Raw genomic sequence first — 11,046 nt, 5'->3', positions numbered from 1 at the left:
GCACGGGGGGTAGGCACGGGGGGTAGGCACGGGGGGTAGGCACGGGGGGGTAGGCACGGGGGCACTACCCCTACAGAGTCAAAATTCATGTTTTTGGTGAGAATGAAACAGCCCTGCAGAGAGCCCCCTGCCTGCGGAATACCAAAGAAAATTTAGAAACTTTACAAAAATTGATAAAATCTATTAGAATATTAATGTAACATTCAGTACAAACACCGAAAGATTTGCTACGATGTCGATCTCAGTCAGTCAGGACTTGAGCTTGTTTCCGGAAGCTGTAGATTCTTGGTCGCAGGTATGAGACGAGTCAGCGACTCGTTACCAATCCTGAGAGACGATACTCAGCCTCAAGGTGTAGCAACACGAAAAGAAATTCTCTGGAAGTTCTGGCGATCGAGCTAAATCTACTAAACCTATCTAAAGTAATATGCTACGAGCCAAGTTAATTGGCTGTAATTGGCAAACTTAACTTCTGGTAGCAGTTTCAGGTTTGATCGAAATATCTAACTAATTTTGCCGAAGTAGTTTTGCGGATTCTGCATTTCGGCAGATGAAGTTAAACTCTGAACTTGGTTTAGTAGTTTTAGGTAGCAGAATTTATTCTGATTCGCGCTGCAGAGATGCCGAGGTATTCAGTTTAGGTTCGATCGCGATTACCACTCGATCGGGCAGACATCAGCAAAATTGCAAAACCTTTCACTTTTTGGGAAAGGTTAGCTTTACAGTAGCACTCAGCATTACGTTTGGCAGTTCAACCGCTAATAGCGTTTTAAAAGCTATCGACGGTAACAAGACAAATTTAAAACTGGCTTATTACTCATCAAAAACATCAGGTTCACATCAGAAAATGGTGTCCTATACTTAGAGGTGAAATCACATGGCACCCGCTACATACACTAGATTAATTCGATTTTTACAAGAAGATTTGGCAATTTCTCCCGCGTCAATTGCTGTCGCCGAACGTGGCGGTGACAAACAGCGCCAGCGCGATAAAGACCCGAATTCCTTGCCGATGGTTCTGTGGCAATACGGTTTAGTCACTCTCGAACAGTTGGATAAAATCTTTGATTGGTTATCCGAAGCATACTAAAAGGATTTTAGATTTTAGACAGTATCAAAAATCCAAAATCTAAAATCCTTTAACAACTGAGATTAGGATTGAGCCAAGAATTTGGCAGCAGCGGCAACGCCGGCACCAGGAGTGTAGCCTTCATGACCCAATTCGCTCAGCACAACTTCTAAAGAGGAAATTGCTGCTAGAATATCGCGATCGCACACAAAGCCCAAATGACCGATTCGGAAGATTTTACCTTTCAAATGGTCTTGTCCGTCGGCGAGAGCAATGTCAAATCTCTTTCTCATCAAAGTCCGCACTTTTTGAGCATCTACGGATTCTGGCGGCATAACCGAAGTAATCGCAGGGCTGGCGGCATCATCAGCCGCAAACAACGGCAAACCTAAAGCTTTTACAGCAGCGCGAGTAGTTGTCATTAAGCGTTTGTGTCGCGCGAAAACATTTTCCAACCCTTCTGTTTTCATCATCTGCAGCGATGCTTGCAGGGCAAAAAACATATTGACAGGGGGAGTAAAAGGAGTGGTATTTTTGGCAGCGTCTTTGCTATATTTGCCTAAATCCAAATAATAGCGGGGCAGTTTCGCAGTTTTGTAAGCTTCCCAAGCTTTGGGACTGACGGCCACAAAACCCAAACCTGGAGGAATCATGTAAGCTTTCTGAGAACCCGAAGCAATGACATCGATGCCCCAAGCGTCCATCGGAATATTGACAGCGCCTAAGCTAGTGACAGCATCAACCATAATTAAAGCTTCACCGTGGGCTTTAACGTGGCGGTTGATGGTTTCGAGGTCGTTGAGGACGCCGGTGGATGTTTCCGAGTGGGTGAGGATGACAGCTTTGATTTGCTTGTCTTTATCTGCTTCTAGTTTTTCGCGGAAGTTTTCGGGGTCTAAAGGTTGGCCCCACTCGGCTTTAATAATTTCGGCGTTTAAACCGTAAGCTTCGGCGACTTCAGCCCAGCGTTCGCCAAATTTGCCGTTGGTGCCGACTAAAACTCGATCGCCCGCACTCAAGAAATTAATTATCCCAGCTTCCATCGCGCCGGTACCAGAAACCGTTAAACTCAGCACGTCACTTTTTGTTTGGTGCAGCCATTTGAGGTTTTCGGTACATTCTGCAAAAATCGCGTCAAATTCCTTGCTGCGGTGGCCCATCGGGTGTTTTGCCATCGCTAACAATGCCGCTTCAGGCACCGGCGTCGGGCCCGGAATCATCAGCATTAATTTGTTGTCCATGATATTGTCCTAAGTTTTTCTGTGGGAGTTCTATAGAATAAATCAAATACGATACGTCACGTCGCGTCGATACTCTAAGTTTTTTAACTTTTAACTCCCTTGTGGTTAATTTCATTTAGAGACCAGCGATGTTCTACCGCTAAGTTCGATCGCTCGCAGCTTTGTTCTAATTGCTTTTGAATGGCAAGGGCTTTACGCAGTGTAATAATAAGTTGGTGAACTTGTTGCTGCTGCGGCGATTGTGGACTGACAGCAAACATCGTTTTGCGTTCTAACAATTGAAGTAGCAATTCATAATGAATGTACGAAGGAAGGGGGATTGGCTCCATGAAAGCTAACATACCTCAGCGAACCGATACCCCATTGCAATTGCATGAGGCATCACGGTGAACATTAGATGCCCGATTTTTTATTTGTTTTCTAACCGTCCAATAAACCCTGCTTTGCCGATCGAATATTCGGGGCTGGGTGCGTTGGACACGCTAAATCTTGCGATCGACAGGCTTACAGAATAGATTTAATTGCTTTCTGGCAAAATATTTCTATGCAATATAGCTTTCAGTGCTATTTCTTTTTTACAGTAGCGCTTGAGTCGATGCAGGCTAGAAATTCTCATTATTTACCTACCTAATCATTTTTTATCAGAATTAAGGGTGGTTTGTCAAGCGGTCTCGCCTTTCACAGGCTGGGAGGGCGATCGACAAGGGAGGCTAAAGCCGCACCCGGATCGGGCTGCTTGACCAGAGATTCGCCGATGAGGACGGCTTCTGCTCCGGCGCTGGCAAGTTTAGCTAGGTCGTCGGGAGTGTGGATTCCTGACTCGCTGACGATGAGGATGCCTTTTGCTTGGATTTCGGTTTGTCGATCGGCTAATAGTTGACCGGTAGTTTCTAGGCTGACGGAAAAGTCTTCTAGGTTGCGGTTGTTGATGCCGATTAGGTTGACGCCTTGTAGGGTTAATACTCGATCGAGTTCTTCGAGAGTGTGAACTTCTATTAAAGCTGTCATGCCCAAAGTCTTGACAATTTTTACAAAGTATTGTAAGTCTTTGTCAGATAGAATAGCTGCGATTAACAATACAGCATCGGCGCCGTGAATCCGGGCGAGATAAATTTGGTAGGGATAGATAATAAACTCTTTGCAAAGTAAGGGTAAATCGACGGCGGCACGGATTTTAGCGAGGTTGTCGAAGCTGCCTTGAAAGAACTTTTCATCGGTAAGTACGGAGATGCAACTCGCGCCGTTTTGTTGGTAAGCTAGGGCGATCGCCACTGGGTCGAAATCTTCGCGAATTACGCCTTTGCTGGGGGAAGCTTTTTTAACTTCGGCGATGATAGCGGGTGTGGTTTTGCCGTTTTTAAGGGCGGCAAGAAAGTCGCGGATGGGCGGTGCAAAGGGGAGTTTTTTGTGAAGATCGGCTAATGGAGTGCGATCGCGCTTTTGGGCCACTTCAGCTTCTTTTTCCCAGACGATTTCTTCGAGGATGTGCTGGGGTTCGGCGTCGGGTACGGCGATTTGGTAGCTGAGGTAGAGTACGGAGACTGATGTGCTGGGGGGACGACGGCGGATTTGAAGCATGATAGGGGGATAAAGGGCGATCGTAACAAGTTTCAACGTATTATATAATGGTTACAGTAAATCCTCCTAGCCTGAGAGCTAATGCGTGCCAGCTAAAGATATTTATCACGATACAGTTAAGCGTGCCTTGCAAAAGGATGGGTGGACAATTACTCACGATCCATTTTCCATGCAAATTGGTCGCAAGCGTTTATCTGCTGACTTGGGTGCAGAACGTCTAATTAATGCTGAAAAAGACACCCAAAAAATAGTTGTTGAGGTCAAGAGTTTTGTAGGACGATCGGATGTAAAAGATTTGGAACAGGCTTTGGGACAGTACGTTCTTTACCACCAAGTGCTTAATGAAATGCAGAGCGATAGAAAACTCTATCTTGCTATTTCTAAGCCTGCTTTTAAGAGCGTATTTACCATAGAACTAGGGCAAGTGTTATTAAAAAATCAAATTGTTAAACTGATTGTTTTTGATGTAAAAAGTGAGGAAATACTTCAATGGATACCCGATTGAGATACCAAGAAATTATCAAAAGCATACTTCAGGAACACGCTAAATACCGCAATACTATACCTGACGGCTATCATTCTCAACTGTTATTTGATGATGAACGAGGAGGATATTTAGTTTTGGATATAGGTTGGAATGATGACAATTACCTTCACGCCACACCAATCCACATCAATTTAATCGGCGATAAAATCTGGATTCAATATGATGATACCGAAGAAGGAGTGGCGACGGATTTACTGGCCGCCGGTGTTCCTAAAGAAGATATTGTACTCGGTTTTAGGCATCCTCAAGTGCGGCAGTACACTGAATTTGGAACTGGTTTGAGTGAGAAAGATGAAGAAATTGTTGCTGAATCTGCTGCTGTGCGATCGGCCTAAGTAGAGTACGGAGACGGATGTGCTGGGGGGACGACGGCGGATTGGGAGCATGATAGGGGGATAAAGGGCGATCGTAACAAGTTTCTATTATATAAGGTCGATCGCCCTTTTCAATTTATGATAAAATGCGATTAACTAAGTATTCGGAGATAAACCGATGCAACTAGAAGACTATTTTGAATTTCTCGACCCCGATGACATCCGCATCAAAGGACATCGGATCGGCATTGACGATGTAATTAAATATTACTTGGATGGATATTCGCCAGACCAAATTCTGGAAGAATTACCAAGTTTGAATTTAGAAAAAATTTACGCGACGCTAACCTATTATCTGCAAAATCGGAGGCAGATGGATGCTTATATGTTGCGGCTGGCGAAGTGGCGGGAAGAACGCTATCAGGAATGGTTGGCTAAGGAACCTTCTGATGTAGTAAAGCGTGTAAGAGCAATCAAAGCACAGCGAGAACAGGAGTTACTTCTACTCAAGTGAAAATTCGTTTTTTACTGGATGAAAATTTGCCGCCTAAGCTTAAAAGTGCTGTTTTAAAACTCCAGCCGGAGATAGATATTTTGCGGGTGGGCGACGCAAATGCACCGCCATTAGGAACCCTCGATCCAGCAATCATCAGCTATTTGGAATCATCGCAAAGGCTATTGGTAACGGATAACCGCAAAAGTATTCCTGGACATTTGGAGGAATATTGGGCAACGGGAGGACAAATTTGGGGACTGTTTTGGGTGCGTCCAAGTGCAAGTTTAGGCAGATGGGCAGAAGAAATTGTGATAGTTTGGGAGACTTCGGAAGCTGAAGAATGGATTGATAAATTGGATTGGATTCCCTTATAAAAGATTGTTTATAAAGTGCGTGAAGCGTAGCTATCCTGTAGGGAATCGCACATTTTGCGGCTAAAATCCCTTCGCTAACCCGCAAGTCCGCCGGGGGTTGAAAACCCCCGTCTCATAGCGAAAGTCCTCTAAAAGAGGACTGAAAAGTCAATTCAATAAACAAATGTCGATCGCGCCTTCCCAAATTTTACCAAAAGGTCGATCGCACATTTCTAAGTTCAAGATAGTTCACTTGACGACAATATAATTTTTTATTACTCACCGTTGGGGCGGGAATAGTTGGTTTTGACATACTCTTTTAGTATCGGGCAAAGGCTGAAAAATGTGCGATCGCCCTCCGGGATTTTTTCAACTAATGAACGCCGTCCCAAGGATTGCATCACTTTCAAAAAGTGCGATCGAGATAATTGCAGATTCTCTGGCACTTTTGAGATGGAAACTGGCGCGGTTGCACTCGCTAGCCATGACATTACCTGTTTTTCTGACTCTGATAAGCGATTAAATGGCTGATGCAGTAAAGATTCTAGATCACCTAAAAATAGTGGATCGTCCGACAAAAATTCCGATAGGCTGCCGTTAAACAAATCTTGAATCATTGTAGCAACTATTTTTAACCACAAGGGATTGCCTCTGTATTGTTCAATTAGTTCTGACAATTTGGCATCTTCAGTTAAACCTTTTTCTCTGAGAATTTCCCCCGCTGCTGCACCTAAACCATTCAGTTGTAATGAGCGAATCGGCTGGTTTTTGCCTTCTAATGCGGCTATTTCTCTAGGCTTTTCCGAACTGAGCAACACTAAACAACTATTGTGAGATAATTCTCCTACCTGTCTGAAGAGTGTGCCGTAATCTTCATATCCAGGTTGGTAATTACCAGCGAGTTGTCCGCTGCTATTTACCATTTGTACGTCATCGAGTATCAGCAGACAGCGGTATTTTTGCAAGTAGTCCAGTAGGGGCAAACCCCCCGTGGTTGCCCCTTGTTCTGGGAAGGGGGCGGGCACGGGGGCGCCGCCCCTACAGAAGAATTGAATTATATTTGTTTGAAGTATTGACAGGGGTGGAGATGTGGCGAGACTTCGCCAGATGATGAAATCAAATTCATGTTTGATTTGTTCTACTAGGTGTACGGCGAGTGCGGTTTTGCCAATGCCGACTATGCCTAGTATGGCGAGTAGACGGGTGTTTTCTTGTAGAATCCACTGTTTGAGGGTGGTGAGTTCGGATGTGCGATCGTAAAAGGTGAAGATTTTGGGTGCGTCGCTTAAGTCTAGGTGGGATTGAGTTGGGGTTTGTTGGAGGTTTGGGGGAGATGCGGGCGATCGCTCTTCTGTTAACGGTGAATGACATCGATCGCTACAAACATTAATTTTGCTATTCTTACTATTGACTATATTATTAATATTACTATTGGAAAATACCCCTCGCTGCAACAGCCCTCTAAAATTAGATTGACTAACAGTTTCTCCTAAAACCTCTGACAGCAGCTTCCATAACTTCCAAGCAGCTTTTCTGACATGATCGTTACTAAATTTATATTCTTCTGCTATTTCTGGATACTTTTTACCTTGAGAAGTAGCTTCTAATATAGATATTTGAAGAGAGTCAAGACGTTTTCCAGTTTTAGCAAATATCTCGTCATCGATCCATTTTACAGATTCTTCAAGCTCCATAAGTTTAGGTGCTGCCATATTTGGGTCTAACACAGCACCACTTTACCACACTTTTGACAATTGAGGAACTAAATGCCACTTTTTCCTATTAACTCCCATTAAATCCCAAATTCACCAATTTACAAATTACCCATTAAATTCAATGGCTACATCCAAAATCTTTAATTACACTTATTTAAATATATGAGCTCGGCTAAAAACAAGAGCTATCCGCAAATAAACTTATTAGGTACTAAAATCCATGTACAGTTATCGAGTTATCATGCTGGGGCCGCGTGGTGCTGGCAAGACAGTATATTTGGGAAGTATGTTTCAGAAGTTGTCCAGTCAAGGGGAATGGGGATTTTTTCTAGAGACTGATGGTGAAAAGCGCAAGAAACTGAATAGAATATACACCGAAGTCGCTACAGAAACAAAATGGCCTGCGGGGACGGTTCCCGAGGAAGTCTCAGAATGGGTTTTTACCTGCTCCATCAATAGAAATAGGACTAAATACTCTGCTTGCGAGTTTGTCTATCTCGATTACGCAGGCGGTAGAATTACTGAGGAACAAATGGAAGACGACTCTGATTTTAATCGAAAGATAGAAAGTGCTGAGATTCTACTTGGATTGTTAGACGGATCTAAAATTTGTGCGTTGATGCGTCAAGAAGCAGAAGGAGTAGTATGGGTTATTAATGAGTTTAAGAATATGCTTGACATAATGACTAAAGGTATTGCAAAACCCGTTCATTTTGTTATTAGCAAGTGGGATATTGTTGAAAGTAGTGGATATTCTTTGAAACAAGTACGAGAGAAATTATTAGAATCTAGTGAGGCATTTCAGAATCTAGTTACAACCCGTAAACAAGATAACTCTCCAACCAGATTGATTCCTGTTAGTTCGGTTGGGCAAGGTTTCGCTAAACCTGTACCTGGTGGCGGTATGGAAAAAATACCAGGAAAACTGCCTAAACCATTTCAAGTGGAAGTTCCCCTAGCTTGTGTTTTACCGGATCTGATCCAGAATAAGCAACAAGAACTTGATAAAAGAGCATCTGAAGAACGTAAGCAATCGACTAAAGTTGAAGCAGACCTTTCTGGTACGGAAAAATTCAGTCAAAATTTGCCAGAATGGTTAAGAGGTCTTCCTGGGATTAAAAATTGGGCAGGCTCTGCCGAACAAAAAACAAAAGAAGCGGCGAAAAGAAGTGAGGAATTGCGTCAGCAAAAAGCTGAAGCATTGAATAAAATAGGCGATGAAAAAAGCGCCTTAGCATCTGTTGTCAACAGCTTTATCTTGATCCAAAACCAACTTTATATAAGTTTCCCCGATTCCGATCTATCTTCGTAAGACATTTATGAAAAGTTTAGATTGTTGGCCTTTTTTAGTTAGCGCTAATCGCTACGTTGAGTATAGAACAATAGTCGCCCCTGACTTTTTGTGTGAAATTGGTGATGCCAGTATTCTTGCCTACACAGCAGGTGGGGGGCTGACAGGAGAAAATGAGGCTTTCTACCGAGAAATACATAAATCTAAATCCGGGAAATTAACCATAGTATTTCGAGTGATTGAAACCACTTTTGAAGATATGGGAATAGAAGGAAGTGGAGCTTTAAAAGATTCATTTGGCAGAGAGATTCTTTTACTTGAAGGAATTGTTATTAAGGGATTAATGCCAGATGTGATAGTTACCAAAGATACTATAGAAAGGGCTCACGGAATGATTATTCAACCTTACCGTGAATTTTGGGAATATACCAGTTCTCAACCTGCTACAGCTTCAGTATGTTTTAGCTTACCACAAGATAGTTCTGAATCTTGCCTACAATATGAGAAACTAAAGCCTTATGGTGTTGATATCCCTCAGCCTCCGCCAACCCCTGAGCCTCAGCCAACCAAGATAGCAGACCGATCTCAAGTACCAGTTTCTCCAGTGGTAGATCCGCAGAAAAAAAGCAGTAAAAGTCAAGAATGGAGAAGCCAAAGGCCTAATTACTTTGATGGTGAAGTTACAGCAGTGACATTTTTACCTAAAGGTAATTCTATTGCGATTAGATACGAACACCAACAAACAATTATTATCAGCAATTTCGAGACCAACCAAAATACTTGTTTTGCCAAGGAAGATATTATTGGCTTTTATCCTAATCCTATTGCCATTAGTCCTAATGGTCAGTATATGGCTAGTAGAATTATTAAAAAATTCGGAAACCATGTCATAAAATTATGGAATATTGAGGAAAAAAAAGAGCATCAAGAAATTTATGGACATAAAAATATTGAGTTCAGTAGAATTATACCCGTAGCTTTTACTCCAGATAGCGAAATACTGATTAGTGGCAGTCAAGATAAAAGAATTTTTTTCTGGGATGTTAAAACAGGTGGTAAAAGAGGCGAACTAATTGATAATTTGGCAAATGAAATTAGGGCTATAGCTGTTAGCCCAGACAAATATAGCTCTATTTTTGTCATTGGGGATGGTGAGGGAAGGATTCAGTCTTGGAATTGGAAAAGTGGAATAAAGATTAAAAGTTTTCCAGCGCAGGGTTCGTATAATAGATTACCTATTAATTCATTAGCTTTTAGTCCTGATGGTAAAATACTTGTCAGCGGTGGCGATGACTATAGTATCAAACTTTGGGATGTCTCTAAGGCTGAAGAATTAAAGAGTGGAAAACACTCAAGTAGAGTCAGAACAGTTGCTTTTAGCCCTGATGGTAAATTAATTGCTAGTGGAGATGAGTACGGTTATATTAAAATTTGGGATGTTGAGACTATGACATCCGTGTCTGTGCTTCAAGAACATAGAGCAGCAGTGACATCAGTTGCTTTTAGTCCTGATGGTAAAATACTAGCAAGCGGTAGTAAGGATAAAACAGTTAGGTTTTGGGAAAGAGTTTAAAAAAGAGTCATAGTGTAAGCTGATGAATGCACTAACTTTGACAAATCCCCAAATTTGGGATGAACTTGCTAAACTATTAGCACCGATCGCCCTAAATCACCTCATCGAGAAACATCTAGAATCCTGCAATTACAAAATACGCGGTTATTGGGATAGCAATAAGTTTTATGAAGAAATAGCTTTCATTCATCCAATCTATGCTGAGTTAATCAGCCGATCGATCGGCACAAATATCATCAACAACCATCCCACTTCTCACTGGATTAAACTTAAATTTTTACTCAAAGCCGATCTATCTGCGGTTGAAAACAACCTGGTTAGCGATGATGGCGATGATGAAATTGGCGAACTGACTCTGATTTTAGATGCCAATCTAAAAGTTATTGATGAAAACTGGTCGATCGATCTCGAATCCCCTTTTATTGTTGCCAAAATTCAGCCAGAGTTGCAGCATTCTGCCTAAAGTGCGCCCTCCAATCATTTATCACAAATATGAGCATTAACGATAAACTTAAAAACATACTGATGCAACTTCGATCGCACTTCGAGCAACTCTACGGCGATCGCCTCACCAAAATGGTACTCTACGGTTCCCAAGCCAGAGGCGATGCACGCCCAGACTCTGACATTGATATTTTAGTCCTCAAAGGGCAAGTAAACCCAGGCGAAGAAATTAAAAGAATCAGCCACATTCGAGCCGATTTGTCGCTCCAAAATGATGAAGTGATTAGCTTTCTGTTTATGGACGAAAAGCGATTAATACATTACAACGAGCCTTTATTCAGGAACATTCGCAAAGAGGGAATAGCTTTACGATCTGCACTCTACCGCCACCTTAAATACGCGCAATTCCCTACGGGATAGCTACG

14 protein-coding genes are annotated in these 11,046 nt (G+C 42.4%); 10 read left to right on the top strand and 4 right to left on the bottom strand.

The window, feature by feature from the left end; translation table 11 throughout:
- The first annotated feature begins 550 nt into the window (after nt 1-550).
- Together QUA00_RS10535 and QUA00_RS10530 are read left to right on the top strand one after the other, a co-directional pair.
- Nucleotides 551-865 carry a hypothetical protein gene (locus QUA00_RS10535; RefSeq protein ID WP_333409559.1) on the top strand — a complete coding sequence of 105 codons (315 nt, stop codon included), beginning with the start codon at nt 551-553 and terminating at the stop codon, nt 863-865.
- A 12-nt stretch (nt 866-877) separates the two neighbouring features.
- Entirely contained in the window at nt 878-1,090 is a 213-nt protein-coding gene (locus tag QUA00_RS10530; RefSeq protein WP_333141594.1) for a DUF2949 domain-containing protein, read from the top strand.
- Nucleotides 1,091-1,152: 62 nt separating this feature from the next.
- On the opposite strand, the gene QUA00_RS10525 is transcribed toward QUA00_RS10530, so the two are convergent.
- The 3 genes from QUA00_RS10525 to trpC all read right to left on the bottom strand — a co-directional run bounded on the left by QUA00_RS10525 (nt 1,153) and on the right by trpC (nt 3,888).
- Nucleotides 1,153-2,310 carry an alanine--glyoxylate aminotransferase family protein gene (locus QUA00_RS10525; RefSeq protein ID WP_333409558.1) on the bottom strand — a complete coding sequence of 386 codons (1,158 nt, stop codon included), beginning with the start codon at nt 2,308-2,310 and terminating at the stop codon, nt 1,153-1,155.
- 83 nt (nt 2,311-2,393) lie between these two features.
- Nucleotides 2,394-2,639, bottom strand: a complete 246-nt coding sequence (locus QUA00_RS10520) for a DUF5340 domain-containing protein (protein WP_041623669.1) — start codon at nt 2,637-2,639, stop codon at nt 2,394-2,396.
- Between the two features lie 349 nt (nt 2,640-2,988).
- Nucleotides 2,989-3,888: an indole-3-glycerol phosphate synthase TrpC gene (gene trpC, locus QUA00_RS10515; protein ID WP_333409563.1), complete on the bottom strand. Its 900-nt coding sequence runs from the start codon at nt 3,886-3,888 to the stop codon at nt 2,989-2,991.
- An 85-nt stretch (nt 3,889-3,973) separates the two neighbouring features.
- On the opposite strand from trpC, the gene QUA00_RS10510 reads away from it, so the two are divergent.
- The 4 genes from QUA00_RS10510 to QUA00_RS10495 all read left to right on the top strand — a co-directional run bounded on the left by QUA00_RS10510 (nt 3,974) and on the right by QUA00_RS10495 (nt 5,619).
- On the top strand, nt 3,974-4,393 hold the full coding sequence (locus QUA00_RS10510; protein WP_333141588.1) for an element excision factor XisH family protein: 420 nt from the start codon (nt 3,974-3,976) through the stop codon (nt 4,391-4,393).
- Nucleotides 4,378-4,770, top strand: coding sequence for a XisI protein (locus QUA00_RS10505; protein WP_333141586.1), 393 nt, complete (start codon nt 4,378-4,380; stop codon nt 4,768-4,770). Before QUA00_RS10510 ends, QUA00_RS10505 begins: the two co-directional genes overlap by 16 nt.
- Nucleotides 4,771-4,927: 157 nt before the next feature.
- Complete coding sequence (locus QUA00_RS10500; protein ID WP_333090952.1) at nt 4,928-5,263, top strand: DUF433 domain-containing protein; 336 nt, start codon at nt 4,928-4,930, stop codon at nt 5,261-5,263.
- Nucleotides 5,260-5,619 carry a DUF5615 family PIN-like protein gene (locus QUA00_RS10495; RefSeq protein WP_333409557.1) on the top strand — a complete coding sequence of 120 codons (360 nt, stop codon included), beginning with the start codon at nt 5,260-5,262 and terminating at the stop codon, nt 5,617-5,619. Before QUA00_RS10500 ends, QUA00_RS10495 begins: the two co-directional genes overlap by 4 nt.
- A 254-nt stretch (nt 5,620-5,873) precedes the next feature.
- On the opposite strand, the gene QUA00_RS10490 is transcribed toward QUA00_RS10495, so the two are convergent.
- Nucleotides 5,874-7,292 (bottom strand): NB-ARC domain-containing protein, encoded by a 1,419-nt coding sequence (locus QUA00_RS10490; protein WP_333409562.1) that lies wholly within the window; start codon nt 7,290-7,292, stop codon nt 5,874-5,876.
- Between the two features lie 241 nt (nt 7,293-7,533).
- On the opposite strand from QUA00_RS10490, the gene QUA00_RS10485 reads away from it, so the two are divergent.
- The 4 genes from QUA00_RS10485 to QUA00_RS10470 are packed head-to-tail and all read left to right on the top strand — an operon-like array spanning nt 7,534 to nt 11,041.
- Nucleotides 7,534-8,625 carry a hypothetical protein gene (locus QUA00_RS10485; protein WP_333141580.1) on the top strand — a complete coding sequence of 364 codons (1,092 nt, stop codon included), beginning with the start codon at nt 7,534-7,536 and terminating at the stop codon, nt 8,623-8,625.
- A 7-nt stretch (nt 8,626-8,632) separates the two neighbouring features.
- Entirely contained in the window at nt 8,633-10,177 is a 1,545-nt protein-coding gene (locus tag QUA00_RS10480; protein ID WP_333141578.1) for a WD40 repeat domain-containing protein, read from the top strand.
- Nucleotides 10,178-10,199: 22 nt separating this feature from the next.
- Nucleotides 10,200-10,640: a hypothetical protein gene (locus tag QUA00_RS10475; RefSeq protein WP_333409556.1), complete on the top strand. Its 441-nt coding sequence runs from the start codon at nt 10,200-10,202 to the stop codon at nt 10,638-10,640.
- 29 nt (nt 10,641-10,669) lie between these two features.
- On the top strand, nt 10,670-11,041 hold the full coding sequence (locus QUA00_RS10470) for a nucleotidyltransferase domain-containing protein (protein ID WP_333409555.1): 372 nt from the start codon (nt 10,670-10,672) through the stop codon (nt 11,039-11,041).
- Nucleotides 11,042-11,046 lie beyond the last annotated feature (5 nt).

Source organism: Microcoleus sp. T2B6, assembly GCF_036700475.1.
GTDB lineage: Bacteria > Cyanobacteriota > Cyanobacteriia > Cyanobacteriales > Microcoleaceae > Microcoleus.
Note: the sequence above shows the minus strand (reverse complement) of the source record. Positions and strands in the feature narration are given on the sequence as shown.